Raw genomic sequence first — 25586 nt, forward strand, 5'->3', positions numbered from 1 at the left:
TCACAGCGCCTCCTTGCGCCGCCTGTGAATCAAATCTGCGCTGCTTTGGGAATCCCTTTAATGGGTCCTGAGCCTAGCATCGCTGCTACTACCCACCTTCGTGCCGAAGCTTTATTCGCACCTGCTTTCCGTGCGTACCATTCACGCTGGTCCTTTATCCGGGCATCCTCGTAAAGAGACATGCGACGATCCAGAGGCTTTTCGCGAACGCGACACATTTCCGTCGTCACTTGATCATCGGCAGCAAACTCGGCGGGCAACTTTGTTCCAGCAAACTGGTTTGCGTCGAGAATGTTTTTGAGGTGCTTACGGAACTCTCTTGTGGCTCTTGCGTGGTCTTCCATGTCAAATGGCGGTGCGCGCATACAAAATCGCCAAGATGATGTCTTGATTGATTCTGCAAGGGCGCGTCCCTGATACCAGACCTGCTCTGGCTTGTTCAAAAATCTCCAAATAAAGAAGGTCAAAGAGAGGCAGAACAAAAAGGTGAATAGATAGTAGTACCAGCTGTCTTGACCGGAGCGCCCGCTCATCGCTCCGCACACAATTAGGAGCGCGTACTCTGCGCGGAGCGACCAAAGATATTGCCCCTGCGACACGGCAGAGAGCTTGTCTGCTGCACGATAAACTGCCGGAAAGATCGGGCCTTTGGTCAAGGAACCACATTCCGAATTGCGCTAACTATAGTGTTTGCATTCCAGCCGACAATTTCGTCAGCAGCATCGCTGATAGCTTTCGGCGTATTCACTGAGCCCCAAGGCTTGATACCGACAATTGGCTTTCCGAGCTGCTTGGCAAAATCGATCTCAAACTGGATCCACTCGCTATGGGCAACATACATTCCACTTGTGACAACAACACATTGGACCGGACGAATTTGATCTCTGATTTCTTCTTGCAACCCGGCATTCGACATTTGATCGAACTTATTGCTCTCCGGGACTGAGTAGTTGGAGTATGAGAAGTTATTGGCAGCATCCAAGAATGCTACCACCCGCTGGTAGTGCTCTGAATAACGCCAAGCATGGCTGATGAACAGGCGATAGGTATGCAGGGTGGGCATGGCAGGGATCCTTTCTCGCGACAGTCCTGACTATCGCGGAAGCGCCAACATCGGAAGGGACGACGAGGGAAGTCTCCACAATAGAGTTTCCTACAGTTTCTAACTGCCGTCACTGTTCGGCTTTCCAAAGCTGAAAGCTGATCTATGCCCACTACGAACTGCAGTCCGCAGCAGAGCAACACCCTCGCGAGCGAACTTCCCACACCCGCCCGCAAGCCCCGCCACAACGAGTGGACCCGCGCCAAGATGGTCCTATTCCTGCGGGAGCTTGCGGCCTCGCAGTCCGTATCCCAGGCGGCGAAGTCCGTCGGCATGAGCAGGCAGTCGGCTTATGCCTTGCGCAACCGGCTGGTCGGCACGCCGTTCGCGCTCGCGTGGGAAGTCGCGCTGGAGGCGGGCTTGCAGCAGCTGGCCCATGCGGTGATGGACCGGGCGATCAACGGGGAGGAAGTGCCCCATTACTACCACGGGGAATTGATCGGCACTTCGCGCCGCTATGACGGGCGGCTCGCCACTTGGCTGCTCGACAACCCGTGGAAGGTCGGCCGCAACCAGGTCGCGCGCGAATTCGTCGCCCCGGCATTCGACAAGCTGCTCGAACGGATCGAATGGGCCGGGCTCGACTGGGAAGAAGGCGAGTGCCTTCCGGGCGCCGGTCCCGCCCCGCAGACCGAGGCGGAAGGAGAGGAACGGGAAATGGCCTTCCTCACCCGCAGCTGGTACGCCGACGCAGCCGACGCTCCCTCCACCCGCGGACGGCGGGGACGATGATCGTGCGCGGGATCGGGTACCGAAGCGGGCAGGGTGCCGCTGCCGGGACGCAACATTCTTGCGCCGATGCGACGGAACATTTTATTTTCTCCGCACGCCCGAAACTGTCGTTTTCATCCCCCAACCCCGCGCAAATCCTCGCCTCTCGGGCCTGACACCGGGGTGTAGGACATGTCAGGTATGTCAACCTCGCACCTTTGAATACAAAGATCCGGAACCGCATCCCGGCCGCCCCGTTACAAAAGGGAAGGCCGGCGCCCCTCCCAGACCCCCCTCCCGGGCGCCGGCCGACCAACAAAGGGAAAGCCTGAATGAAGCAAACCCTCATCCCCACATTCGCAATCGCTTCCGCGCTCGGCTTGTCCGCCTGCGCTATGACTCCTGCGGGCGTCACGGATGCTGCGGCCCCCGGGCCTTCGGTAGGCGCACCGCTCCACACCGGCACCCCGCTGGTCGCCACGCTCAGTGGCCCCGCGGTCCCGAACCGGCAGGGCGATCAGGACGGCAACGGCCAGTTCGCGCTATGGGCGGACTCCAGCCTCAATCGTGTGTGCTACAGCCTTGGCGTCGGAATGATCGACAACGCCACTTCCGCCGCCGTCCATCGCGGCGGTCCCGGTGAAAGAGGGCCGGTGGTAGTCCCCCTGAGGACACCCACCCCGCGCCAGAGCGAAGGCTGCGTGGACTCGGTCGATCCCACCCTAGTCCGGGACCTCATCGCCAACCCGAACAACTACTACGTCCACGTCCTCACCACGACGTACCCCAACGGGGCAATCCGGGCGCAGTTGATGCGGGAAGAAAACGTTCGCTGAAGCCTACTGGCTCACCAGCGCAAGCTGTACCTTGGCGCTGCCGCGGCGGATTATCCCAATCTCCTCGGCAGCAGCCTCGCTCAGGTCGATCACCCGCCCGTGCCCAAACGGCCCGCGGTCGTTGATCCGCACCACCACCGACTTGTCCTGGTAAGTCACCCGAACCAGACTGCCAAAGGGCAGGGTGCGATGGGCCGCAGTCAGCTCATCCGGATCGAACCGCTCCCCGCTCGCAGTCGGACGCCCGGCAAGCCCCGGGCCGTACCAGCTGGCGACGCCGCCCTTCAGCCGCCGGCTGACCTTCGCCGCGCTGTCCCGCATCACATTGCCCGCAGCCTTCACGGCCTCGGACAAGGCTGCGTCGTCTTCGGGGGAAGGGGTGAAGCGCGGCAGCGCCGCCTCGCTGTCATCGACAGCCTCAGCTTCCGCCGCGACCGACGGGCTCTCGTCAACGCTCTGGGCCTGTACGGCCCCAAGCCCGGTAAGAGCGAACGCCCCCGTCGCGATCATCGCTGTCAGCAGCTTCATGGCTGTCCTCCGTCGACCAAGTCGGTCAACGGAATAAAGCAGCCTTCGCACATGCGGAACCAGCGGGTGGTCACTCTGTCCCGCCCGCGGCTCACTTCATCCCGCACAAAGCGGGCAAGCTGGGGATAACGCCGTTAGCCGCCCCGCTTCGCCAGCAACCGCAGCCGCAAGGCATTCAGCTTGATGAACCCTTCGGCATCCTTCTGGTCGTAAGCGCCTGCGTCATCCTCGAAGGTCACGTGGCGTTCGGAATAGAGGCTGTCCGGGCTCTTGCGGCCGACGACCTGCGCGTTGCCCTTGTAGAGCTTGAGGCGAACGGTGCCGTTGACCTGCTTCTGGCTGAGATCGATCGCAGCCTGCAGCATCTCGCGTTCGGGGCTGAACCAGAGGCCGTTGTAGATGAGTTCGGCATAGCGGGGCATCAACTCATCCTTCAGATGCGCTGCGCCGCGATCCAGGGTGATCTGCTCGATCCCGCGATGGGCCCGGGCGTAAATCTCGCCGCCCGGCGTTTCGTACATTCCCCGACTCTTCATCCCGACGAAGCGGTTCTCAACCAGATCCAGCCGACCGATGCCGTGCTTCTGGCCAAGATCGTTCAGTGCAGTCAGGAGCGACGCGGAGCTTAGCCTGTCTCCATTCAGGGCTACACCGTCGCCGCGTTCGAACTCTATGTCGATGTATTCCGGCTGGTCCGGCGCATCCTCGGGATTGTTGGTGCGTGAGTAGACGTAGTCCGGCACTTCCTCCCACGGGTCTTCAAGGACCTTCCCTTCAGAAGACGTGTGCAGCAGGTTCGCGTCGGTGGAGAACGGGCTTTCGCCGCGCTTGTCCTTCGGCACCGGAACCTGGTGCGCTTCGGCCCAGGCGATCAGCGCTGTACGACTGTTGAGATCCCATTCGCGCCAGGGAGCGATCACCTTGATGTCGGGGTCTAGCGCATAGGCCGACAACTCGAACCGCACCTGATCGTTGCCTTTGCCAGTCGCGCCATGGGCGATCGCATCCGCACCGGTTTCGCGGGCAATTTCGATCAGGCGCTTGGAAATGAGGGGGCGGGCGATGGAAGTGCCCAGCAGGTAGTCCCCTTCATAGCGGGCGTTTGCGCGCATCATGGGAAAAACGAAGTCGCTGACAAACTCTTCGCGAAGATCATCGATGAAAATGTGCTCGTCAGGAATTCCGAGCAGCTTGGCCTTAGCGCGTGCCGGTTCCAACTCCTCGCCCTGGCCCAGATCTGCGGTGAAGGTCACCACTTCGCAGCCATAGGTCACCTGGAGCCATTTCAGGATGACGCTGGTGTCGAGGCCGCCCGAGTAGGCAAGAACGACCCGCTTGAAGTCCGCGCGCTGGCTGTCCGGCATACTTTTCTAGGCTCCATATTGAACGTGCCGGGCCGGTATCAGGCAGGGGGGCTGGACGCAATGCGAGCCTTCAGCGAATGCGCCTTGCGCCAAGCCTCGGGTTCAAGGCAGCGATGTGATTGAGCCACTGCTTGGGTTTGCGCAGCAGTTCAGCCGGATAATCCACGGTGAGCCCAGCGAGCTGGGCCATGCGCCCTACGAAGTGGATGCAGTTTCTGCGGTCCAGATCGTAGTAATTGCCGGGCTGCTTGCGCCAGGTCGTGACTTCCTGCTTCATCCGGAGATAGGTTTCGTCGGAAATGGGAATCGTGAAGTGCCGATTTGTTGTGCGAACGTACTTGGGACCTTCAACGATGATGACGTGCTTGACTGGCCCCGCCAGCACAGCCGGGCCGGCGGTCTCCGCTGAAAAGCCGTAGTTCTCGTTTACAGGCTGCCCGGTGCTATCAAGCGTTCCTTCAAAAACCACGAAGGTGTGCGGATAGCGGCCGAAGAATGAACCGTTGAAGCTCTGGAAGGAAACCTTGACCTGCGCAGAGGCCGGGGTTGCTCCCGCACACAGAGCGGCAAGCGCCAGCATCATGCGCAGCACGAGATCGCGGATCAGGCGGTGCTTAACCACTATCATTCAGCTGCTTGCGATTGGGCTGCGTCATATGCTTTCTCAGCTTCCATGATGTAGTCTCGTGACAGCGGCAGTGCATGACGATTGCGGATGTACTGGATCTGAAAATTGCACATCCCGCCGGTTTCGAACGCCGCCGTCGAACCGGCGAGATAGAACGTCCACATGCGAAAAAAACGTTCATCGAATATGGCGGTGATCTCATCGCGATGGTCCATGCAACGGCGGTACCACTCCCGCAGCGTCTTGGCGTAATGCAGGCGCAGGGTTTCCACGTCGCTGGCAATCAGCCGGCTTTTTTCGCTGGCCGCAACAGTTTCGCTGAGTGCTGGAATGTAACCGCCGGGAAAGACATACTTGTCTGTGAAGGCATCGGTCGAGCCGGGTTTACCCATTCTGCCGATCGTGTGGAGCAGCATTACACCATCTTCCTTCATCAGGCTGGCGCAATCGCGGAAGAAACGCTCGTACTGGGGAGTGCCGACGTGTTCGAACATGCCGACCGACACGATCCGGTCGAATGTTTTCCCCCGCTGAGCGAGGTCACGGTAGTCCACGAGTTCGAATTTGACCCGATCCGAAACTCCGGCAGCCGCGGCCCGCTTCTCCGCGAGTTCAAGCTGCTCCTTGCTCAGGGTAATTCCAAGAACCTGTACGTCGGCCTTGCGAGCGAGGTAGATCGCCATTCCCCCCCAGCCGCAGCCGATATCCAGAACTGTCAATCCTGGCTTCAACGCGAGCTTGGCGGCGATGTGGGCAAGCTTCGCCTCCTGCGCCTGTTCCAGCGTCATGCCGTCTTCCGGCCAGTAGGCGCAACTGTACTGCATATGCTCGGGGTCGAGCATCAGCTTGTAAAGGTCATTCCCGATGTCGTAGTGATGGGCGACGTTACGTCGTGCGCTGCCTGGTTTGTTAAAGGAGCGAGCAACGAATTCAATCCGCCCCCGTATCCTGCGCAACAAACTTGGGCGCACAAGCTTCCCGCGCTTTTCCCACGGATTGTTCGACTGGACAAGCTGGACGAGCTCCATGACGCCGCCGCGTTCGAGCACGATGCGGCCGTCCATGTAGGCTTCCCCGGCGCCGAGACGGGGGTCGAGCATCAGGTCGCGCGGGACCTTATCGTCGGTAAAGCGTACGGCGACATCCGGAAACCCGGGCTCCAGTTGCCCGAGGGTCAGGTGCCGGCCATCGGCAAAGGTGATCTCCAGCCGCCCCCGCCGGACCATCTGACCCATCAACTTGTCGAACAGCCTTGTTGCCATCGTGCGAACTCTCCCTGACGTTGGCGGTCAGATGATGCGCAGGCGCGGGCAAGTCAATTGCGCTGCCGCCTCCACCGTGAACACCTCAGATCCCCGCGTACCAGTGGTAGCCGCGATCCTCCCAGTATCCGCCGTTTCCGCCTTCGATCCAGTCGAGGCTTTCGACGGCTTCTATGCCGGTCAGGTACTTGGCATGCTTGTAACCCAGCTGGCGCTCAATTCTCATGCGCAAAGGCGCGCCATTGCGTACGGGAAGCGGATGGCCGTTGAGTGAATGCGCGACGATGGTCTGGGGGTGAAAGGCGTCGATCAGGTCAACGCTTTCATAATACTCGTCGCCGCCCAGCCTGTCGGCACAACGAAAGACGACGTAGCGCGCGCGGTCCTGCAACCCTGCCAATGCCAGGATGCCTCCGAGTTGCGGGCCGGTCCATTGGCCGATGGCGCTCCAGCCCTCCACGCAGTCGTGCCGGGTGATCTGGGTTCGTTGAGGCAAGCTGTGCAGTTCTGCGAGCGAAAGGGAGAGAGGCCGCTCCACCAGGCCGCCAACTTGCAGGCGCCAATCGGCAAATCCGTTCGCCAGATGAGCAAGATATTTAGGGCTGTCCGGCTGGATGGTGCCATTGCCGCGAAAGAACGGCGAGATGTCTTCCGGCGGAAACTCACGCGCCAGCGAATAGCGGCCGCCAATCAGCCGATGGGCTGCCTTGTGCCAATCGTCGGAACTCTCCAGCAGAGCTGCGACGGGCTTCGTTTCCGCTAGCTTGGAGCAGCCGGTTGTAATGGCCGCCATCATGGCGCCAAGAAAATACCGGCGCTTCATCTCCGTCCTCCGGTGATCATGGCACGCATCTGGCCAAGCGGGCCGGACAGAAGCACAAGGATTACGTGCACCACCGAAAAGGCGAGTAGTGCCCAGGCGACTATGAAGTGGATCGAGCGCGCGCTCTGCCGTCCTCCGAACATGTCGAGCAGCCAGGGCCAATTGGCGTCCATCGCGGGACTGAGCGCCATCCCGGTAAAGATCATCAGCGGCAGCAGGATGAAGATTACGAAGCCGTAGCTGAGCTTCTGGAGAAAGTTGAACTTGGATCCCGCACGATGGAAGTCGAAGCTCAGATGGCTGGCGATATCAGCCCGGACAGCGCTCCAGCGCCACTCCCTGCGGGTGGTCACGAGATCGCGGTGGAAATGGCCGTTGATCAGCGAAGCGATCATGAACACCAGCAGCGAGAGCGCGAAAACCCAGGCGAACAGCAAGTGCCAGTGACGGGCGGCCGCAAGGCTATAGTACCCAGGAATCGTGGCCCAGCCGGGAAACCGGGCTACTTCAAGCCAGGCATCCTTGGCCTCAAAGCCCCATTTGCCCCAGTAGAGAAGCGGGTGCGCGTTGGAGATGTTGAGCCCGGACATGAACAGCACGACAAGCGCCAGCACGTTCAACCAGTGCCACAGCCGGGTAGCTAAGGTGTGCCGCTTCATGGTCTCTCTTCTTTGCGGGCAAGGTAGAGCACGTCGCGCGGTTGGCGCAGCAGGCTCTGCCCGGAATCGACGAACAGCGTTTGGCCACTCTCCAGCCACCCTTCGGCCAGGAACAGCGCCGCTTCGGCAACTTCGGCAGCAGACGTGCGGCGCTCGAGCAAATTCAGCCGGTGCGAGACTTCGGCTTCCGCCGGCGACTGGTCGTGGCTCGCGAGAATGGCGCCGGGCGCCAGGGCGTAGACGCGGCTGCCCGGTTCGCCGGCCATGGCCATCATCGGTACGCTGGCCGCGATGGCGTGCTTGCTGATGGTATAGCTGAAGAAATCCGGGTTCGGGTTGGCCAGCTTCTGGTCTGTCAGCTGGATCACCCGCTTGCCGCCCCGGCTGTGCGCCCGGGCCAGGAAAGTCTGCGCCATCTCGACCGGCGCCTTGGCATTGACCTGCATAGTTTCGGAAAACACCTCGGGCTCGAGCTGCTCGGCATCGTCCGGCGGGAAGATGGCAGCCGAGTTCACCAGCACCCTCCAGTCCTCAAGCCGCTCCGCCAGCTGCGCGATCATCGTTACCCCCGCACCGGGCCGGGAGAGATCGCACTGCACCACTTCTGCCGAGGGAAGGGTGGCGGCCAAAGCTTCCGCTTCGCGGCCTGAGCTGTTGCAGTGGATGACCGCGTGCCAACCGGCATCCGCGAAGGCACGCGTAATTGCCGCGCCAATCCGCTTTCCCCCGCCGGTGATGAGTGCTGTCCGCTTCATTCCTCTGCCGGTGCGATCAAGACGGACCCATAACGGTACATGCATGTGTATGGAGCACACTGCAGGCCTTCGGGAAAGACTTGTCGCGCGTCATTCAACCGCAAGACATGGCAACGATGCTGGCAAGGTCGTGATCGGCGAAAGGCTTCGCAAGACGTGGAATGCCGGGTGCCGTCCCTTCCGGGGCGTCGGCGTACCCCGACAAGATAACGCACCTCAGTTCGGGTCGCAGGTTGCCGGCTTCGCGCACCAGATCGCCCCCGCTCATGCCAGGCATTGCGTAATCGGTAATCAGCATGTCCACAGGACGGTGTTTCAGGATTTCGAGCGCAGCGGGGCCAGAGGTAGCCTGCAGCACCTCGTGTCCCATGTCCGAAAGCATGGTCACGGTGTTGAGAAGGACAATGGCATCGTCGTCCACGGCTAGGATGCACAGTTGCCGGCCTCCTTGAACGAACGGCTTGGGAGGCTCACACGAACGCTCTTGCCCATCCGAGGCGACAGGCAGGCGGATTTCGGCTGTCGTTCCCTTCCCGAGTTCGCTGGTGAGGCAGAACTCGCCGCCGCATTGCTCGATCATCCCCTTGACCATCGGCAGACCGAGCCCGGTTCCCTTGCCAATGCCCTTGGTGGTAAAGAACGGCTCGGTGGCATTGGAAAGCGTCGCTTCGTCCATGCCTTGGCCTTCGTCCGCCACAGAGAGACAGACGAAGCCGGTCGGGCCATCCCCCGGCCGCTGGCACAATTCGGCAGCGATCGTGATTTGTCCGCCGCCGGGCATCGCATCCCGCGCGTTCACCACCAGATTCATCAGGGCGAGCTCAAGCTGCGTGCGGTCGCCGATGACCGCGGGCAGGCTGGCGGGGAACCGAGTCGAAATCGTGATGCCCGGCCCAATCGTGCGCTCCAGAAGCTCGGCCATTTCCCTTACGCACCTTACGATACCGACGGGTTCCAGCTGAAGCTCCTGCTTCCGGGCAAAAGCGAGCATTCGCTGGGTCAGGGTCGCTCCACGTTCGGCGGCTGCGACGGCATTGTCGAGGAAGCGGCCGACGTCCTGTCCTTCGGCCATGCGCTTGCTGGCAATCTGCAGACTGCCCAGGATCGCCGCGAGAATGTTATTGAAATCGTGGGCCACCCCGCCGGTCAGCTTTCCGATCGCTTCCATTTTCTGGGACTGGAAGATCTGTTTTTGGGCCGCATCCAGCGCCTCCTGGGCCATCTTTCGTTCCGTCAGGTCGCGGGTAATCTTGGTAAAGCCGACAAGTGCGCCGCCATCTTCCCGGATCGGATCGATCACGACATTCGCCCAGAAGCGAGAGCCATCCTTGCGCACGCGCCAGCCCTGGGCCTCGAAACGTCCTTCGTGCTTGGCGGTTTGCAAGGCCATCTGCGGCATTTGCGCTGCTCGGTCTTCTGGCAAGTAGAAGGCTGAGAAGTGCCGCCCGATGATCTCGTCGGCCGTATAACCCTTGAACCGCTGCGCGCCGGCGTTCCAACTTGAGACATAACCGTCCGGGTCGAGCATGTAGATCGCGTAGTCGGTGACGTTCTGAACCAGGAGGCGAAAACGCTCCTCACTTCGGCGCAGGGCTTCCTCAGCCATCTTCCGTTCTGTCAGGTCGCGTGTGACCTTGGCAAAACCGATGTGCCGCCCTTGCTCGTCCCGGACAGGATCAACGATCACGTTCGCCCAAAACCTGGTGCCGTCCTTGCGAACGCGCCATCCTTCGGCTTCGAACCCGCATTGTTCCAGCGCGGCACGCAACACCCGGGCAGGAAGCCCGCTGCGGCTGTCTTCCCGGGTGTAGAAGCGTGAGAAATGCTGCCCGATTATCTCATCGGCCGTGAACTGCTTGAGCCGCTCAGCGCCGGGATTCCAGCTGCTGACGATCCCGTCGGGATCGAGCATGTAGATGGCACAATCGGTAACGCTCTGGACCAGCAGGTCCGCGCGAGACTGAGACAGCGTTTCGTTGGACATGTGTGATGACAAGACCCCGTGATGAAACGCAATGTGCGAAACCTGGTATTTGTTCCTGGTCTCTGCCTCAGGAGGGCAGGTTCTTGTTCAGTTCCTCGATCCACGGTGCCGCGCTCGCATCGGAAGGAGCCCGCCAGTCGCCGCGTGGGCTCAGCGCGCCGGCCGAGCTTACTTTCGGCCCGTTGGGAATGGCTGAGCGCTTGAACTGGCTGAAGGAGAAGAACCGGTACAGGAATTTCTCAAGCCAGCGGCGAATGTCGTCCAGCGTGTACTGGTGCCTGGCGTCTTCCGGGAATTCTGCAGGCCAGATACCGCGTTCGGTATCGCGCCAGGCGTGCCATGCCAGGAAGGCGACCTTGGAAGGACGCTGACCGAACCGCATCAGGTGATGCAGGAAGAAATCGTTGAGTTCATAGGGACCTATCGTGCTTTCCGTGCTCTGAATTTCCCCGTCTTCGCCAGCCGGGACCAGTTCTGGCGAAATCTCGGTGTCCAGGATCGCGGTCAGCACCGCGTCCGTCTCGGGATCGAACTGGTTGGTGCGGACGGCCCAGCGGATCAGGTACTGGATCAGCGTCTTGGGAACACCGGCGTTGACCGCGTAGTGGCTCATCTGGTCGCCGACGCCATAAGTCGCCCAGCCCAGCGCCAGTTCCGACAAGTCGCCGGTGCCGATCACGAACCCGCGGTGGTGTCCGGCCAGACGGAACAAATAGTCGGTGCGCAGGCCCGCCTGCACGTTCTCGAACGTCACGTCGTACACCTTTTCGCCCCGGCCGAAGGGGTGGCCGATATCCTCCAGCATTGTCTGGGCAGAGGGACGAATATCGATCTCCTGCGAGGTGATGCCCAGCGCGTTCATCAGCTTCCAGGCATTGCTCTTTGTCCCCGCAGAGGTTCCGAAGCCGGGCATCGTATAGCCGCGGATCGTGGAGCGCGGCAGGCCAAGCCTGTCGCATACCTTCGCCGCAACGATCAGCGCGTGCGTGGAGTCGAGGCCGCCCGAGACGCCGATCACCATGGAGTCGCCGCTCGTCTGCTCAAACCGGCGCATCAGGCCGTCGATCTGGATGTTGAATGCCTCGTAGCAGTCCTCGTCCAGCTTTTCCGGTCGGTTGGGGACAAACGGAAAACGGCGAATGGGTCGGATCAGGCCAATATCCCCGTCGGCTGGGCTGTGGTCGAACACGACGGTGCGGAAGTCATCTTCGGGCCGTCCTTCCGCTTCGGCCGCGTCGTTGAAGGTCGGCAGGCGCATCCGATCGGCAAGGATCCGGTCGCAGTCGATGTCTGCGATCGCGAGTTCCGGGTCGAGGCTGAAGCGTTCGCTCTCGCACAGGAGATCACCCAGTTCATAGATGATCCCCTGACCGTCCCAGGCAAGATCGGTCGTGCTTTCGCCATGGCCGGCAGCGGAATAGACGTAGGCGCTGGCTGTACGCGCGGAGTGGGAGCGGCAAAGCATGTGCCGCTCATCCGATTTGCCGATGACGATGTTGGACGCCGAAAGGTTGCAAAGGATCGTCGCGCCCGCGAGCGCACCATAAGTGGAGGGCGGCACAGCAGCCCAGAAGTCCTCACAGATCTCAACGAAGAACTTGAAGCCCGGCAGATGCTGGGAGGCAAACAGGAGATCACGGCCGAACGGAACATCGGCATCGCCCACCTGGATCGTCTTGCCAACGATGTCGCGCCCGGATGCGAACCAGCGCTTTTCGTAGAATTCGCGGTAATTCGGGAGGTAGACCTTGGGCACAACGCCCAAAAGTCTTCCCTTGGCGATCGCCAGAGCGCAATTGAACAACCGCCCTTCGTGACGCAGCGGTGCGCCGATCAGGAGCACGGGGCTTAGATTCTTGCTCGCCTCTACGATCTCGCCAATCGCCTGCTCGACCATGTCGAGCAGCGCGTTTTGCATGACGAGATCGTCCAGGGCGTAGGAAGAAAGACACATTTCCGGGCAGACCAGCAGGTCGATATTCCGATCATGCGCCCGCTTTGCCTGATCCAAAATCGCGTCCCGGTTGTACGCGACGTCGGCCGTGCGGACTTTGGGCGTGCTTGTTCCCACGCGGACAAGGCCGTGCTTGTGCAGCGAATAGAATGGATGCGCGGATTTGCCAGTCTGGTCAGTCATGCCTGAAGCGCTTCCTCCATCATCTCCAGCGCGACCTTCAGCGCGCCTCTGCGGACTCCATCACGGCCGACTGGACCGAAATGTTCTTCCCGGTGGGCTATGTCACCGCCCTTGCGGGCGCAAGCGAAGTGAACCAGCCCTTCTTCGTTCCCGTCCCCCGCCGGGCCGGCGAACCCGGTAATCGACAGTGCCACGTCGGCGTTCGATTGCTTGATGGCGCCCGCAGCCATGTCGACGGCTACCTCGCGGCTCACGGCTCCGCAGCTGTCGACCTTCTCCCGCTCGATATCGAGGAGGTCGCACTTGGCCTGCTTGGAATAGGAAACGAAGCCGCGGTCGAACATGTGGCTGCTGCCGGGATGATCGGTCAGTACGGCAGCGAGCAGACCGCCGGTGCAGCTTTCCGCCGTGGCGAGGTAAAGCTGCTTCTTGTCCGCAAGCTTCAACACAGCCTGAGCTCTTTCGATGATATCGTCCGGAAGTGCCGGATCGAGAGTGTCGGCCATCTTTTACCTTTCAATCAGACACATCGCGCACCTCTTGAAACCACGCGCGTTGTTCTAGCTACCGGCGACCGCACGACCGGTTCCAGCCCGTCTTCAAAACCCCCGAAACGTTTTTGTCATGATGCCGTTGAACGCGAGAGCAGGAGGAGTGATGCATGGCGGAACACGCCGGAGATCAGCACGAAGGTCAGAAGAAGAAGGGCGGCATGTACCTGCGGTTTGCGGCGATGATCGCCACGTCTACCGCGGTGATGTTCGTGTTGATGTACCTCAACACCTTCAGCATTCTTCACGTGTTCTGGAGCGAAACCCGCTTCTGGATGGCCTTTGTCATGGGCGCGGCGATGGCGGTGATCATGCTGCTTTTCATGTGGTCGATGTACAAGAACAAGATGATGAACTTCGTGATCCTGGGCCTCGCGGCCGTCGTGTTCGCGGGCGCCCTGTGGCTGGTGCGCAGTCAGAACACGATCGATGACGTCGATTACATGAAGGCGATGATCCCCCATCATTCTATCGCGATCATGACCAGCGAGCGCGCCCACATCCGCGATCCCCGGGTGCGCGAACTGGCCAAGCAGATTATCGTGGCGCAGCGCCGGGAGATTGCAGAGATGCGCTACCTGATCCAGGAAATCGACAAGGAAGGAGCCCGCCAGGTCGCGCGGATGCCGCAGCCGGAGGCGGTCGCCGCCGTGCCGGACACGCCCACGGAGGGCCTTCAGTGATGCCTCGCCTCCTATCCCTTGCGCTCGCTTTCATGGTCCCTCTGTCTGCCTGCAACAGCAATACCGCACCAGGGAACGATGAGGAATCCCAGTTCGGGGCTGCGCCGACTCCCGCACCAGTGGTTAGTGCGGACGAAGCGCTTGACGGCATCGCGGTTGAAGTCGTGCAGCCTGAGATCATGACCAACGCGGACTTGGTCGTCCTAGGCGGTCTGGAGGGAAAGTGCGACGTTCGCCTGACCAAGATCGCGTATCCGTCTTTCGTCTTCGAACGGGCTGGGCAGCAGGGTTGGATAAAGCTCAACCAGAAGCTGATCCCGCTGGCCCGGGCAGGCGAGAATCTCTTCGTGGCAGGCGACTTGCAGGTCACGATCCGCGGGGTCGATGAACCGCTGGAGATTGATGAGCAAAGAGAGGCGGAAATGATCCTGCTTCTTCCGGAGGCGAAGGACGAATTAGGCTTTCGCGGTTACGGGCAATGCTACGAGGCCGAATGATGAAGAACAGCGTTTCTTGGAAGAGCGCGCTGCTGGGCGCTTTGGCTGCGGTAGTTCTGCTGCTGCTGGTTGCTCTCATCGTCGTCGTGACGGGCGCCTACAACGTCGCGGCAACTGACAGGCACGCCCCCCTGGTCGGCTGGGCGCTGGATACCACCATGCAGAATTCCGTCGAGAGCCGCGCGGCCGATCTTCCCGCACCGGTTGCCTTTACGCCCGAGATGATCGCGGCAGGAGCCGGCGAATACAAGGCGATGTGCGAGCACTGCCATGGAGGCGTCGGTGCAGGCAGGGCAGGGTGGGCCAAGCTGATGCGTCCCCACCCGCCGGCACTGGCCGAAGCTGCCAGCGAGTGGGAGCCAGCCGAAGTCTTCTGGATCGTCAATCACGGCATCAAGATGAGCGGTATGCCCGCGTTCGGGGCGACGCATGACGAGCAGACGATCTGGAACATTGCCGGCTTCGTGAAGATGCTGCCGGAGATGAGCGCGGCCGAGTATGCTGCCTACGGAAGCGGGTCTGGCAACGCGTCGCACGGGCACGAAGGCGGCAGTTCGTCCCACGACCATTAGAGCGGTCGTGCAGCAGCTCGCATCACCGGCTGCCTGAGGCACTGCGCAAGCAAACATGGACCGTCGCGCCCTGAGCGACCGATCTGACAGATTATCAAGTCGGTCGCTCAGGGTAGAGATCAGGCAGCCGCTTTTTCGCCGCCGATCGGCAGCTTGGCCGTGACCGTCGCCTTCGACAAGTCCAGCCCGTAAAGCTTTGCGGCATTGCCGCCGACGAGTTGCTTCACCGTTTCGGGCGGCATGTGGCCCATCGTTTCGCCGATGATCCGCTGGCTGTTCGGCCAGATGGAATCGGGGTGCGGGTAATCGCTCGCCCACAGGAGGTTTTCCGGGCCCCAGAACTCAAGCAGGCGCATCGCTGTCGGGCTTTGCTGAAACGTGCCGTAGACTTGCCGCTTGAACACTTCGGACGGCTTCATCTTGTGCGGAATGCCGCCTTTGTCTTCCCAGTAATCGGCACATTCCCACAAGCGCCAGTGCCGGTAATCGAGTTCTTCTACCACCCAGGGGACCCACCCGACGCCGCTTTCGGCGATGACGATCTTCAGCTTCGGGTACCGTTCCAGAATGCCCCAGGCGAACAAGTCGACGAACGGGTCGAGGAATTGTTCGATGAACATCTTGGCGTGAAGGAACGTTGCACCGGGAGATCCGCGGTACTTGTCGAAGGCGTCGCCCGCCTTCGGGAAAACCGTGACGTGAAACGACAGGACGATCCCGCTCTGTTCCAGCAGATCGAATAGCGGCTCCCACCGCTTGTCCTCCAGCCGGGGCTCGGCAACCGCGATCTGCAGGTTTGCCTGACGCACACCGCCGCGTTTGGCCAGGCGCTGCAGTTCTTCGTACGCAGCTTCGGGATAGGGAGGCAGCATCGCCACCCCGATCAGCCGGTCGGGCGCGGCGGAGCAAAAATCCTCGTACAGCCAATCGTTGTAGGCGGCGTAGCAATCCCGCATGAACGCTTCATCGCTGGTCTTGATCGATGTGACGGGACCGAACACAAGGTGCCCCCACACGCCGTCGCGGTCCATGTCCTGCAGCCGCAGTTTCGCGTTTCCCGCACGCAGCTCGCTTACATCGGTGACTCCGCCGCGATCATAGGCGGTGTGGAGCGGCTTGGGACCGGTTTGCTGCAGCTTCGTGCCATGCCACAGACCCCAGCGCTCTCCGTCGGCAATCCACTGCGCAGGACCGTTCTCAGGCACATCGACGTGCGGCGTCCGATCGCCGTACCGGGCGGATAACCGATCCGTCCAGACGTTCGCCGGCAGCATGTTGAGGTCAAGATGGTCGTCGCAAGAGACGAGGGCGGTTTCGATCATGGCACTCTCCGGTCTGTTTTCGGTAGTCTGGCAGGCCGCTCTCCAGGCGACAACAGTTTCGTCATGGTTCCGGAATCGAAAGGACCCGCACGGCGTGGCCATGCGGGTCCTCCAAAACACCTGATTTAGAGCTTACATGGTGTCAGTAGGCGCGGTCTGCGCGTGATCGGTACCCGGCTGCGGATTTCCCGCTTCCAGGATTTCGATGTTGCTTTCATCTGCAACAAGGAAGACGGGCTGCGCCTGCGCAATGTTGCGGGTGTCGGCATCAAGCGGATCGCCGGGGATTTCCGGGATATACGTGCTGTCGCGGAGCATGCCCTGGCTGATGCGAAGGGTCTGTCCCGGGTTGATGTGCTTCGGCTCTTCCATCGGACCATCGATGATGATCGTGAACAGGCGCTGGCCTTCGTCCTCGATCCAGAAGCCGCGGTCGGTCATTTCGGCGTCGGTCGGCACCGTCACCTCGGCCTGGAAGTCATCGCGACCAACGTAGGAAGCGGGATCCCCAAGGATGTTCCCGATGGTTACACCCGGCGCCGTAGCCACGGGCTGCGGCAGCGTTTGTTCCACCGCGACCGGTTCGATGTATTCTTCTTCGTCGTCATCGACGGCCCACCAGATCAGCAGGGCGAGAATGATCAGCCCCAGGAGTACCCAGAGCCATGTCAGGTTGCTTTTCTTTTCGACGGGTATTTCGGCCATAAATTTGCCTCCTCAATCCTACCGACGGTCACGTCCCTGCGCCATCTTCTGAGATGTAAGCGCCCGGGTCGTTACACCGTTCCGAGTCTGCCAATTTAAGCGCCCGTCCATGATGGATGAGCGCTAGTCCCCTGTTCGGACGAATAGTAAATCCGCCGCATCGGTTTTCGATCCCGCGCGTTATCAGGACGAAAGGTAAGGCATTGACGACCAAGTCAGAAAACACTGGCGAGCAGCAGCCTCCCGGCACTCTCGATGGGATCGGGAAGGAAATTCATTCCTGCCGCCGCTGTCCGATCGGTGAACTGGAGAACCAGGCTGTCATGGGCGAGGGGCCAAAGCGCGCCGCCCTCATGATCGTAGGAGAACAGCCGGGCGATCAGGAGGACCTTGCCGGGAAGCCCTTCATCGGCCCGGCAGGGCGCGTGTTGAACGCTCATCTGGAACAAGCGGGTATCGACCGCGAGGACGTCTACGTCACCAACGCGGTAAAGCACTTCAAGTTCGTCTGGCGCGGCAAGCGCCGCTTGCATCAGTCGCCCACAGTGGGTGAAATCAACGCGTGCCGCTGGTGGTTGGACGGCGAACGCGCCATTGTGCGACCGAAGATCGTGCTGGCACTTGGCGGCAGCGCGGCACGCGGAGTGCTGGGCAAGCCGGTGACGATTTCAAGAACGCGCGGTCAGCCGCATCCACTGGCTGATGGCGGTGAGTTGTGGGTCACGGCCCACCCTTCCTATCTGCTGCGGCTCTCCGGGGACAAGAAGGATGAGCAGGTGCGGATGTTCCGTGCCGATCTGGGCGCCGTGGCAGAACGGCTGGGTGAACTCACGGAAAGGTGATCAAGCCGGTTCCAGCGCATAGCCGGCAGACCGGACCGTGCGGATTGGATCATCCGGATCACGAACGGTAATCGCCTTTCGCAGGCGGCGGATGTGGACATCGACCGTCCGCTCCTCAATCTCGCTTCCGGTGCCCCACACCGCATCGAGCAGCTGCCCGCGTGAGAATACCCGCCGGGGATGCTCCATGAAGAACTTCAGCAGGCGGTATTCTGTCGGGCCGAGGTGGATCACTTCCCCTCTGCGTTCAACGCGGTGCGCCACCGGATCAAGCCGGAGATCCCCGATTTCCAGTGCCTCGCCTGCAAGGGCGGGGCGCACGCGGCGCAACACCGCCGCCACACGGGCAAGCAGCTCCCGCGGCGAGAATGGCTTGGTTATGTAGTCGTCGGCCCCCGTCTCAAGACCGCGCACGCGATCGTCCTCAGCCTCACGCGCGGTCAGCATGACGATCGGGACATGGGCGGTCCGCTTGTCCCGCCGCAGTCGCCGGCAGACCTCAATTCCGCTTGTACCCTCGATCATCCAGTCGAGAATGACCAGGTCGGGGACTTCCTCTGCCGCCATCAGCAAGGCGTCGTCGCCATCAGCGGACACGCGGACAGCGTAGCCTTGCGCGCGAAACCGGTATTCGAGCAATTCGGAAAGCGACTGGTCGTCTTCGATAAGCAGCAACTTGGGTGAAGCCACGAACATTCCCCTGCAGTCTGTCTCGGTCCCAACCACGCTATTCTTACCGGATTATGACAGGGAAACGATCAGCCGTCCCTGTCGGGCGGATAAGTGCCGGTCGCCACGAAGTGCACCATCTCCGCGACATTGGTCGCATGGTCGCCGATCCGCTCGATATTCTTGGCCACGAACAGAAGCTGGGCGGCGCTGCTGATCGTCGCCGGATTCTCAACCATGTGGCTGACAAGGTTGCGAAAGATGCTGTTGTAGAAGGCATCCACCTTCTCATCCCGCTCAATGACCTCGAGCGCCAGTACCGGGTCGCGTGCGGCATAGGCGGTCAGGACATCGTGCACCATTTCCGAAGCCAGCTCCCCCATGGCGGGAAGCAGAGTCAGCGGCTCAAACCGGCGGCGGCCCTCGATTCGCCCGACGCGGCGGGCGATGTTCTTCGAGTAATCGCCAATCCGTTCAACGACCCCTGCAATCTTGAGTGCGGCGATCACTTCCCGCAGATCGTCAGCCATCGGCGCGCGCAGGGCGATCACCCGGATCACCAGAGTGTCGACTTCGTGTTCTAGCGCATCGAGCTTCTTGTCGCGGAGCACCACTTCCCGGGCCAGGTCTTCATCCCCCCGGACCAGCGACTGCATCGCTTCCCCGATGGCGACTTCAGCCAGTCCCCCCATTTCCGCGATCAGCCCGCGCAAGCGGATGATGTCGTCGTCGAACGCCTTGACCGTGTGTTGGACCATCCGTCTCCACCTGTGCTTCGCGCTGCTTATGACAGGGTTTCGGGCGGCTCCGCAACAGCGGGGATGCGGACCGTTACGGTCGTGCCCTGACCGAGCTTGCTGGTAATATCCAGTCGCCCCCGATGACGCTCGACGATGTGCTTCACGATCGCCAATCCCAGTCCAGTGCCGCCTGCCGCTCGGCTGCGGCCCGGATCGGTGCGGTAGAACCGGCGCGTCAGGTGCGGGATGTGCTCGGGCGCGATACCTTCGCCTCTGTCCACAACACTCAGCACCGCCATTCCGCGTTCGTCTTCGCGAAGGGTGACGGTTACCTCGGTTTCCGGACTGCCGTACTTCAGGCCGTTGTCGACCATGTTGCGCACCAGCTGTTCCAGCTGTTGCCGCTCGCCCCTGATCACGACCGGTTTTTCGGGCATGTCCAGGATGAGCCGTTCGGTCCGGTTCGGGCCCGCTCCGTCACGAGCGGCTTGTTCGACCACGGGAGCAAAGGACAATTTGTCGCTGGGCTGGTCGTGCTTTTCAGCCTCGATACGCGAAAGCGACATCAGGTCATCCACCAGGCTCTGCAGTCGCTTGGCTTCCCGCAACACGGTGGTGTGGAATTTTGCCGCCATGGCCGGATCGACGTCGTCCCCTTCCTCCACCAGAGTTTCGATATAACCGATGATGGAGGCGAGCGGGGTGCGCAGTTCGTGGCTGGCGTTGGCAACGAAATCGGTATGCGCCCGGCTGATATCCGCTTCGGCGGTGCGGTTCGCCAACTCGACAAGGGAATACCGGTTGTCGAGCGGCTGACGATTCATCTGCCAGATGCTGCGCGGCCCGGTGAGGCCCTGGATGGTTGCGCTGCCGCCTTGGGAGCGTCCGAGCAACTCCACCGCGGCCGGGTGGCGCAAGGCGACACGGACATCCTGCCCGATCACGTGCCGCCCCAGCACCTCCCGCGCCGCCGAATTGGCGATTGCGATGCGGCTGCCGTCGAGCATCAGGATCGGCAATCCGGAATGTTCGATCAGGTCCCGCATTTCCGTGCGGGTGAACTGCATCGCATCCGGCTTCGGCGTGAACGCCTCCTCCCTCGGGATCAGAAGCCACAACGAGGCCACCCAGAGGACAAGCACGACCAGCGTCAGCCAGAAGCCGGCTCCGGCGAACAGCATTCCTACGGCAGTGAGGACGGCCAGCGCCACGCCAGCCCAGGGGAACCTCTGGTTTTCATTCATTGCCATGACCTTAGCTGCCGTGAAGAGACTACGCCAGCGGGAATGGCCTGGCGCAAGGTGTGACGGCAATACCACACCCTACGCAAAGTGACGGGCGTGACTTGCCATCTGTCTCACGGCTATGGAACGTTGCTCTTCCCTCTGCAATTGAGGGGGGCCGAACTACAGGGAGTTTCTGTTTCATGAAGACAATGAAGAGCGTTCTCGCCAGCGTGGCTGCTGCCGGGCTGCTTGTTTCACAGCCGCTGGCCGCTGCCCCGGCTCGCGCCGATTCTGCCAGCAAGCAGACCGAAGGCATGGCCGGCTTCGGCGCCGGTGGCCCGATGGTCGCCACGATTGCGGTCCTGGCGGTCGCCATCGCGGCTCTCGTCCCCGTCGTGTTCGACGACGACGACGACGTGACCGTGCCGGTCAGCCCCTGACCTTCGAGCGGGGAAGCGATTTCCCGCCTGAAGAAGTGATTGGCCGTCAGGATGGGCGCATTGCCTTGTCCTGACGGCCAATGCTTTTTGAATTCCGCTAACCAGCGCGGGGCGCGTGGTTGAGTCGCACCTGTCCGCACCTCCGCAATCGTATCACTGATCATCAAAAGGTCCGGAGCGGTGCCGCGCCGGCTGCGTGACCCAACAGCTGCGTGACCCAACAGCTGCGTGACCCAACAGCTGCGTGACCCAACAAGCGCTGGCACAGGCGCTGACGCGCGACAGGAGTTCTGACAGGGCAGGAACGGTCAGTTGGCCGTAACGGTAGAACAAGCGTGTTTGCTCCCATCCTGTCTGCTCGCAGCATGCTGCTGGCCATCTTCATGCTCATGGCTGGAGGTGGATTCGTCTCCACCCTTGTCAGTTTGCGGCTTGAGAACGCGGGTAGCCGGGCGTCCACCATCGGACTTATCGCCACCGCCTACTTCGCGGGACTGACGATCGGATCGCTGCGCGTGACGCCGATTATCCAGCGCGTGGGCCACATTCGTACCTTTGCCGCGGCCGTTTCATTGCTTTCCGCGAGCACGCTCACGTATGCGCTTCACCAGAACGCCGCCTTGTGGGCCGTGTTGCGCCTGATCGACGGGTTGTGCGTGGCGAGTGTGTTCGTCTGCCTGGAAAGCTGGCTCAACGCGCGGGCCGAAGCCCGATCCCGCGGTACGATCCTCGCCGCGTATATGATCGCGCTGTATGCCGGCCAGGCAGCCGGGCAGTTCCTGCTCAATCTGGATGCATACCCGTCGCTGCCGTTCATCGCGTCTTCGCTGCTCATATCGCTGTCGGTTCTGCCGATCGCGCTGACCCGGCTGGAAGGACCGCCGCTTTCCGAACAGGCTCCTCTCTCAGCGCGCGATCTCTATGCCGCCTCGCCGCTCGGCATCGCGGGGGTGGGTATCACGGGGCTGATGTTGGGCGCGTTCTATGCGCTGGGCGCCGTCTATGCCCGCCGGTTGGGAGTGCCGCTGGCCGCCACCGCGCTGTTCATGAGTGTGGTGATCGCTGGCGGCGTGGCGCTCCAGTGGCCGATAGGCTGGCTTTCGGACCGGATCGACCGTCGTCGGGTCATCGTCGGCACGCTTGCCGGGGCTGCGGCAATATGCGCCGGACTGGCCCTGATCGATAGCGGCGGGCCGTTGTTAATGCTGCTGGGGGCAGTGTTCGGCGGGTTTGCGTTTGCGCTTTATCCCTTGTGCGTCGCGCACACCAACGACCACTTGAGCGCAGAGCAGCGCGTCGGTGCGAGCGGGGGGCTCGTGCTGGTCTATTCCGTCGGAGCGGCGATCGGGCCAATGGCGGGCGCGGGCGCAATGATGGTGGCAGGGCCGGGCGGCCTGTTCGTGTATATTGGCGTCTGCGCCGTCGCGGCGCTCGGCTTTGCCCTCTGGCGGCAGATCCAGCGCAAGCCGGTCCCGGAGGAACTGCAGCAACCCTACCAGCTGATGCCGCGCACTACCCCGATGGTGGCCGCTCTCGATCCCCTGACGCCGGAGGACTGACCGCAGCGTTGACCCATCCGCCGCGCGGCAGACCGGATCGCCACGCAAGTTACCCATCCTCCCCCGCAAGATCTTCGAGAATCGGGCAATCGGGTCGGCCGTCGCCATGGCAATGGCGGGCCAGATCCTCCAGCGTGCGCCGCATGGACCGGATCTCCTCCTCCTTACGCCAGAGTTCCTCCGCCCTAGCTGTGGCGAGCGCCTTCACGTCAGCGCTGGCGCGGCCGCGATCCTGCCAGAGCGCCAGCAGCTTTCCGATTTCTTGCAGCGGGAACCCGAGGTCTCGCGAGCGGCGAATGAAGCGGAGTGTGTGCACGTCCCGGTCATCGTAATCGCGGTAGCCGGACTCCCGCCGTGCCGCCTTCGGGATCAGGCCAATGGCTTCATAATGCCGGATCATCCGCTGACTGACGCCGCTGCGCTTCGCGGCCTGGCCGATGTTCATGCGTGAGCCTTTCCATTCGCAGCCGGTCGCCAGCGGCGCAGGGTCAGCGCATTGCCGACTACGCTGACGCTGGACAACGCCATGGCAGCCCCGGCTACCACCGGGCTCAGGTACCCAAGCGCGGCCAGCGGTATGCCGACGATATTGTAGATGAACGCCCAGAACAGCCCCTGGCGTATCTTGGAATAGGTGCGGCCGGAAATCTCCAGCGCATCCGCGACAAGGCGAGGATCTCCGCGCATCAGCGTTACTCCGGCGGTGTGCATGGCAACATCCGTGCCTGTCGCCATCGCGATCCCCACGTCCGCCGCGGCGAGGGCGGGGGCATCGTTCACGCCGTCGCCAACCATGGCCACGGTCCCGCCTCGCTCCCTCAGACCAGCCACCACTTCCGCTTTCTTCTCGGGCAAGACGTTGGCGATGGCCTCGTCGATCCCGAGCCGAGCGGCGACAGCCCTTGCGCTGCCTTCGTTGTCGCCGGTCAGCATGATCGCCCGGATGCCGCGCGCCTGGAGGACACCCACCGCAGCCATTGCAGCGGCTTTCGGCTCATCTCCGAACGCGAGCAGGCCGACCAGGCGCTTTGCTTCTCCGAGTTCGGCCAACCATGAGATGGTGCGGCCTTCCTGTTCCAGCTGCAGTGCGCGGTGCGCTAGAGCCGTGATGGCGATGTCGCTCTCCTCCATCAGGCGCGTGCTTCCCAGCATGACGGGGCCGCTTGCGCTCGTCGCCGATAACCCTCGACCCGGCAGCGCGCGAAGGTTGCGCACCTCGGAAGGGGAGATCGCGCGCTCTTCGGCGGCGGTAATGACGGCGCGCGCCAGCGGATGCTCGCTTCCGGCCTGGAGCCCGGCGGCAAGCTCCAGCAGTCCTGCCTCGTCCATGCCCTCCGCCGGTATGGCGGCGACGAGCCGGGGGCGTCCTTCGGTAAGCGTACCGGTCTTGTCGAAGACGACGGTATCGACCCGGTGCGCCGTCTCAAGCGCTTCGGCATCCTTGATCAGCACGCCCGCGCGGGCTGCCACGCCAGTCCCGGCCATGATCGCGGTCGGGGTGGCAAGGCCCAGCGCGCAGGGGCAGGCTATGACCAGAACGGAAACGGCATTGAGGATGGCCACGTCGATGCCGGCGCCGAACAGGAGCCAACCCAGCAGGGTGACGGCTGCGATGGCGATCACCACGGGCACGAAAACGGCGCTTACGCGGTCGACCAGCCGCTGGATCGGGGCCTTGGCGCCTTGGGCGCTTTCGACCAGGCGGACGATCCGCGCGAGCGTCGTTTCGGCGCCTACGGCCGTCGTTTCGATCAGGATCAGCCCTTCGCCGTTCATGGAGCCGCCAGTAACCTTGTCCCCTACCGCCTTGGCGATGGGCATGCTTTCACCCGTGAGCAGCGATTCATCGATGCTGCTCGCTCCATCCTGCAGGACTCCGTCCACCGGTATCCGCTCTCCCGGGCGGACGCGGACACGGTCTCCGACGCGGACTTCCTCCACGCCGATTTCCCGTTCGGCGCCATCTGGCCCGACGACCCGCGCATGGTCCGGTCTGAGCGCCATCAGCGCGCGGATTGCTGCACCGGTCTGCCGCTTGGCTCGTCCTTCCAGCCACTTGCCAAGCAGGATGAGAGTGATGACGGCAGCTGAAGCTTCGAAATAGTAATGGCCGCCGGCGCTGTGGTCCGCGGGCGGGACCAGAAGCTGATAGACGCTGAGCCCGTAAGCCGCAGACGTGCCCAGCGCCACAAGCAGGTCCATGTTTCCGGTGCGCGCCTTCAGGGCTTTCCAGCCTGCGCGGTAGAAGCGGGCCCCCAGCCAGAACTGGACCGGGGTGGCGAGGACGAGCTGCACCCAGCCCGGAACCGTAAGCGCAATGCCGAACAGGGCGAGCAGCATCGGCAGGACCAGTGGGGCGGATAAAAGGGCCGCAATTACAACGTGCATCAGCTCACGCCGCGCTACGGCTTCCCTGCGGGCGTCTTCGGCATCCGCCGAAGCCTTGGCACCGGCCGCGTCGCGCACTGACGCGGAATAGCCGGCATCTTCGGCCGCCCGGATCAGGGCAGCGGGACTGGTCGACGTGCTTTCGATCCTCGCTGTTTCGGAGGCGAGATTGACGCTGGCTTCGAGGACACCCGGCACGCTCGCAAGCGCCTTCTCGACTCGGCCGGCGCAGGATGCGCAGGTCATGCCGGCGATGTTCAGTTCGAACGTCCGGGTGACGGGTGTGTATCCAGCCTCGATGATCGCCTCGGTGACTGCGCCGGGTGATCGCCGTCCGTTCTCGAAGGATACCTCCGCGCGTTCGGTAGCAAGGTTTACCGAGACCTCCGACACGCCGGGGACGCCCCGGATCGCTCGTTCGACCCGCCCGACGCAGGAGGCGCAGGACATCCCTTCCACAGGGATCACCAGCGTGTCGTCACCGCTATCCTGCCGGGGCGAAAGAGCCGATGCCGCATCCATATCCCGTCTCCACGTGGTTCACTTCACCTGGATATGGTCCTTGACACAATGTCAGGGTCAAGGGTGAAAAGGATGCTGGTC

27 protein-coding genes are annotated in these 25586 nt (G+C 62.2%); 8 read left to right on the plus strand and 19 right to left on the minus strand.

The genetic code is table 11. The features are described 5' to 3' along the window. Positions 1–29: 29 nt before the first annotated feature. Both ELY13_RS10990 and ELY13_RS10995 read right to left on the minus strand, forming a co-directional pair. Complete coding sequence (locus tag ELY13_RS10990) at positions 30–656, minus strand: DUF4231 domain-containing protein (RefSeq protein ID WP_126173972.1); 627 nt, start codon at positions 654–656, stop codon at positions 30–32. Further along, entirely contained in the window at positions 653–1063 is a 411-nt protein-coding gene (locus tag ELY13_RS10995) for a TIR domain-containing protein (RefSeq protein WP_126173973.1), read from the minus strand. Before ELY13_RS10995 ends, ELY13_RS10990 begins: the two co-directional genes overlap by 4 nt. Before the next feature lie 144 nt (positions 1064–1207). Here ELY13_RS10995 and ELY13_RS11000 point away from each other — a divergent pair, with 144 nt between their 5' ends. Beyond that, entirely contained in the window at positions 1208–1834 is a 627-nt protein-coding gene (locus ELY13_RS11000) for a hypothetical protein (RefSeq protein WP_126173974.1), read from the plus strand. A 311-nt stretch (positions 1835–2145) separates the two neighbouring features. Next, entirely contained in the window at positions 2146–2649 is a 504-nt protein-coding gene (locus ELY13_RS11005; RefSeq protein ID WP_126173975.1) for a CHRD domain-containing protein, read from the plus strand. Between the two features lie 3 nt (positions 2650–2652). Here the strand turns inward: ELY13_RS11005 and ELY13_RS11010 are convergent, their stop codons facing one another. The 10 genes from ELY13_RS11010 to ELY13_RS11055 form a co-directional block, all read right to left on the minus strand. Further along, positions 2653–3177 carry a septal ring lytic transglycosylase RlpA family protein gene (locus tag ELY13_RS11010; protein WP_126173976.1) on the minus strand — a complete coding sequence of 175 codons (525 nt, stop codon included), beginning with the start codon at positions 3175–3177 and terminating at the stop codon, positions 2653–2655. Positions 3178–3311: 134 nt separating this feature from the next. Continuing rightward, positions 3312–4541, minus strand: coding sequence for an argininosuccinate synthase (locus tag ELY13_RS11015; protein WP_126173977.1), 1230 nt, complete (start codon positions 4539–4541; stop codon positions 3312–3314). 70 nt (positions 4542–4611) lie between these two features. Further along, positions 4612–5124, minus strand: a complete 513-nt coding sequence (locus ELY13_RS11020; protein WP_241233658.1) for a hypothetical protein — start codon at positions 5122–5124, stop codon at positions 4612–4614. A gap of 41 nt (positions 5125–5165) precedes the next feature. After that, on the minus strand, positions 5166–6404 hold the full coding sequence (locus ELY13_RS11025) for a class I SAM-dependent methyltransferase (protein WP_420897423.1): 1239 nt from the start codon (positions 6402–6404) through the stop codon (positions 5166–5168). Positions 6405–6516: 112 nt separating this feature from the next. Beyond that, a complete protein-coding gene (locus ELY13_RS11030) occupies positions 6517–7254 on the minus strand; it encodes a molybdopterin-dependent oxidoreductase (protein ID WP_126173979.1) in 738 nt (245 codons plus the stop codon). Continuing rightward, on the minus strand, positions 7251–7913 hold the full coding sequence (locus ELY13_RS11035) for a cytochrome b/b6 domain-containing protein (RefSeq protein WP_126173980.1): 663 nt from the start codon (positions 7911–7913) through the stop codon (positions 7251–7253). The genes ELY13_RS11030 and ELY13_RS11035 overlap by 4 nt, the downstream gene beginning before the upstream one ends. Further along, positions 7910–8668 carry an SDR family oxidoreductase gene (locus ELY13_RS11040; protein WP_126173981.1) on the minus strand — a complete coding sequence of 253 codons (759 nt, stop codon included), beginning with the start codon at positions 8666–8668 and terminating at the stop codon, positions 7910–7912. Before ELY13_RS11040 ends, ELY13_RS11035 begins: the two co-directional genes overlap by 4 nt. 94 nt (positions 8669–8762) lie before the next feature. Next, complete coding sequence (locus ELY13_RS11045) at positions 8763–10652, minus strand: hybrid sensor histidine kinase/response regulator (protein ID WP_126173982.1); 1890 nt, start codon at positions 10650–10652, stop codon at positions 8763–8765. Positions 10653–10719: 67 nt separating this feature from the next. Beyond that, entirely contained in the window at positions 10720–12789 is a 2070-nt protein-coding gene (locus ELY13_RS11050; RefSeq protein WP_126173983.1) for an NAD(+) synthase, read from the minus strand. Then, on the minus strand, positions 12786–13295 hold the full coding sequence (locus ELY13_RS11055) for a CinA family protein (protein ID WP_126173984.1): 510 nt from the start codon (positions 13293–13295) through the stop codon (positions 12786–12788). The genes ELY13_RS11050 and ELY13_RS11055 overlap by 4 nt, the downstream gene beginning before the upstream one ends. 227 nt (positions 13296–13522) lie before the next feature. Between ELY13_RS11055 and ELY13_RS11060 the strand changes: the two genes are divergently transcribed. From ELY13_RS11060 to ELY13_RS11070, 3 genes are read left to right on the plus strand one after another with little or no spacing between them, the layout of a single operon-like run. Further along, complete coding sequence (locus ELY13_RS11060) at positions 13523–14023, plus strand: DUF305 domain-containing protein (protein WP_126174077.1); 501 nt, start codon at positions 13523–13525, stop codon at positions 14021–14023. Between the two features lie 32 nt (positions 14024–14055). After that, entirely contained in the window at positions 14056–14520 is a 465-nt protein-coding gene (locus ELY13_RS11065) for a DUF6692 family protein (protein WP_126173985.1), read from the plus strand. Further along, positions 14520–15092, plus strand: a complete 573-nt coding sequence (locus ELY13_RS11070) for a c-type cytochrome (RefSeq protein ID WP_206436043.1) — start codon at positions 14520–14522, stop codon at positions 15090–15092. Before ELY13_RS11065 ends, ELY13_RS11070 begins: the two co-directional genes overlap by 1 nt. Before the next feature lie 119 nt (positions 15093–15211). Here the strand turns inward: ELY13_RS11070 and ELY13_RS11075 are convergent, their stop codons facing one another. Next, positions 15212–16414 (minus strand): amidohydrolase family protein, encoded by a 1203-nt coding sequence (locus ELY13_RS11075; RefSeq protein WP_241233660.1) that lies wholly within the window; start codon positions 16412–16414, stop codon positions 15212–15214. Positions 16415–16546: 132 nt separating this feature from the next. After that, complete coding sequence (locus tag ELY13_RS11080) at positions 16547–17119, minus strand: hypothetical protein (RefSeq protein WP_126173987.1); 573 nt, start codon at positions 17117–17119, stop codon at positions 16547–16549. Between the two features lie 203 nt (positions 17120–17322). On the opposite strand from ELY13_RS11080, the gene ELY13_RS11085 reads away from it, so the two are divergent. Then, positions 17323–17961: a UdgX family uracil-DNA binding protein gene (locus ELY13_RS11085; protein WP_338142328.1), complete on the plus strand. Its 639-nt coding sequence runs from the start codon at positions 17323–17325 to the stop codon at positions 17959–17961. On the opposite strand, the gene phoB is transcribed toward ELY13_RS11085, so the two are convergent. From phoB to ELY13_RS11100, 3 genes are all read right to left on the minus strand, one after another. Then, on the minus strand, positions 17962–18651 hold the full coding sequence (gene phoB / locus ELY13_RS11090; RefSeq protein WP_126173989.1) for a phosphate regulon transcriptional regulator PhoB: 690 nt from the start codon (positions 18649–18651) through the stop codon (positions 17962–17964). It lies immediately after the preceding gene. Positions 18652–18719: 68 nt separating this feature from the next. Next, positions 18720–19388 (minus strand): phosphate signaling complex protein PhoU, encoded by a 669-nt coding sequence (gene phoU, locus ELY13_RS11095; protein ID WP_126173990.1) that lies wholly within the window; start codon positions 19386–19388, stop codon positions 18720–18722. A 26-nt stretch (positions 19389–19414) separates the two neighbouring features. After that, positions 19415–20614, minus strand: coding sequence for an ATP-binding protein (locus ELY13_RS11100; RefSeq protein ID WP_241233661.1), 1200 nt, complete (start codon positions 20612–20614; stop codon positions 19415–19417). Between the two features lie 182 nt (positions 20615–20796). On the opposite strand from ELY13_RS11100, the gene ELY13_RS11105 reads away from it, so the two are divergent. Then, positions 20797–21036 carry a hypothetical protein gene (locus ELY13_RS11105; RefSeq protein WP_126173992.1) on the plus strand — a complete coding sequence of 80 codons (240 nt, stop codon included), beginning with the start codon at positions 20797–20799 and terminating at the stop codon, positions 21034–21036. 335 nt (positions 21037–21371) lie between these two features. Next, entirely contained in the window at positions 21372–22595 is a 1224-nt protein-coding gene (locus tag ELY13_RS11110; protein WP_126173993.1) for an MFS transporter, read from the plus strand. A 49-nt stretch (positions 22596–22644) separates the two neighbouring features. Here ELY13_RS11110 and cueR read toward each other — a convergent pair whose 3' ends face one another. After that, positions 22645–23040: a Cu(I)-responsive transcriptional regulator gene (cueR, locus tag ELY13_RS11115; RefSeq protein WP_126173994.1), complete on the minus strand. Its 396-nt coding sequence runs from the start codon at positions 23038–23040 to the stop codon at positions 22645–22647. Continuing rightward, on the minus strand, positions 23037–25505 hold the full coding sequence (locus tag ELY13_RS11120; protein ID WP_126173995.1) for a heavy metal translocating P-type ATPase: 2469 nt from the start codon (positions 25503–25505) through the stop codon (positions 23037–23039). Before ELY13_RS11120 ends, cueR begins: the two co-directional genes overlap by 4 nt. Positions 25506–25586 lie beyond the last annotated feature (81 nt).

It is taken from the genome of Altericroceibacterium xinjiangense, assembly GCF_003958635.1.
GTDB lineage: Bacteria > Pseudomonadota > Alphaproteobacteria > Sphingomonadales > Sphingomonadaceae > Altericroceibacterium_A > Altericroceibacterium_A xinjiangense.

Excerpts from the sequence above, each read along its gene's own strand:
- ELY13_RS11070 (WP_206436043.1), top strand. The coding sequence starts at position 14,520 with ATGAAGAACAGCGTTTCTTGGAAGAGCGCGCTGCTGGGCGCTTTGGCT.
- ELY13_RS11050 (WP_126173983.1), bottom strand. The coding sequence starts at position 12,789 with ATGACTGACCAGACTGGCAAATCCGCGCATCCATTCTATTCGCTGCAC.
- ELY13_RS10995 (WP_126173973.1), bottom strand. The coding sequence starts at position 1,063 with ATGCCCACCCTGCATACCTATCGCCTGTTCATCAGCCATGCTTGGCGT.
- ELY13_RS11080 (WP_126173987.1), bottom strand. The coding sequence starts at position 17,119 with ATGGCCGAAATACCCGTCGAAAAGAAAAGCAACCTGACATGGCTCTGG.
- ELY13_RS11005 (WP_126173975.1), top strand. The coding sequence starts at position 2,146 with ATGAAGCAAACCCTCATCCCCACATTCGCAATCGCTTCCGCGCTCGGC.
- ELY13_RS11020 (WP_241233658.1), bottom strand. The coding sequence starts at position 5,124 with ATGATGCTGGCGCTTGCCGCTCTGTGTGCGGGAGCAACCCCGGCCTCT.
- ELY13_RS11000 (WP_126173974.1), top strand. The coding sequence starts at position 1,208 with ATGCCCACTACGAACTGCAGTCCGCAGCAGAGCAACACCCTCGCGAGC.
- ELY13_RS11025 (WP_420897423.1), bottom strand. The coding sequence starts at position 6,404 with ATGGGTCAGATGGTCCGGCGGGGGCGGCTGGAGATCACCTTTGCCGAT.
- ELY13_RS11010 (WP_126173976.1), bottom strand. The coding sequence starts at position 3,177 with ATGAAGCTGCTGACAGCGATGATCGCGACGGGGGCGTTCGCTCTTACC.
- ELY13_RS11075 (WP_241233660.1), bottom strand. The coding sequence starts at position 16,414 with ATGATCGAAACCGCCCTCGTCTCTTGCGACGACCATCTTGACCTCAAC.
- phoU (WP_126173990.1), bottom strand. The coding sequence starts at position 19,388 with ATGGTCCAACACACGGTCAAGGCGTTCGACGACGACATCATCCGCTTG.
- cueR (WP_126173994.1), bottom strand. The coding sequence starts at position 23,040 with ATGAACATCGGCCAGGCCGCGAAGCGCAGCGGCGTCAGTCAGCGGATG.
- ELY13_RS11030 (WP_126173979.1), bottom strand. The coding sequence starts at position 7,254 with ATGAAGCGCCGGTATTTTCTTGGCGCCATGATGGCGGCCATTACAACC.
- ELY13_RS11100 (WP_241233661.1), bottom strand. The coding sequence starts at position 20,614 with ATGAATGAAAACCAGAGGTTCCCCTGGGCTGGCGTGGCGCTGGCCGTC.
- ELY13_RS11065 (WP_126173985.1), top strand. The coding sequence starts at position 14,056 with ATGGTCCCTCTGTCTGCCTGCAACAGCAATACCGCACCAGGGAACGAT.
- ELY13_RS11055 (WP_126173984.1), bottom strand. The coding sequence starts at position 13,295 with ATGGCCGACACTCTCGATCCGGCACTTCCGGACGATATCATCGAAAGA.
- ELY13_RS11040 (WP_126173981.1), bottom strand. The coding sequence starts at position 8,668 with ATGAAGCGGACAGCACTCATCACCGGCGGGGGAAAGCGGATTGGCGCG.
- ELY13_RS11015 (WP_126173977.1), bottom strand. The coding sequence starts at position 4,541 with ATGCCGGACAGCCAGCGCGCGGACTTCAAGCGGGTCGTTCTTGCCTAC.
- ELY13_RS11105 (WP_126173992.1), top strand. The coding sequence starts at position 20,797 with ATGAAGACAATGAAGAGCGTTCTCGCCAGCGTGGCTGCTGCCGGGCTG.
- ELY13_RS11060 (WP_126174077.1), top strand. The coding sequence starts at position 13,523 with ATGATCGCCACGTCTACCGCGGTGATGTTCGTGTTGATGTACCTCAAC.
- ELY13_RS11120 (WP_126173995.1), bottom strand. The coding sequence starts at position 25,505 with ATGGATGCGGCATCGGCTCTTTCGCCCCGGCAGGATAGCGGTGACGAC.
- ELY13_RS11045 (WP_126173982.1), bottom strand. The coding sequence starts at position 10,652 with ATGTCCAACGAAACGCTGTCTCAGTCTCGCGCGGACCTGCTGGTCCAG.
- ELY13_RS11035 (WP_126173980.1), bottom strand. The coding sequence starts at position 7,913 with ATGAAGCGGCACACCTTAGCTACCCGGCTGTGGCACTGGTTGAACGTG.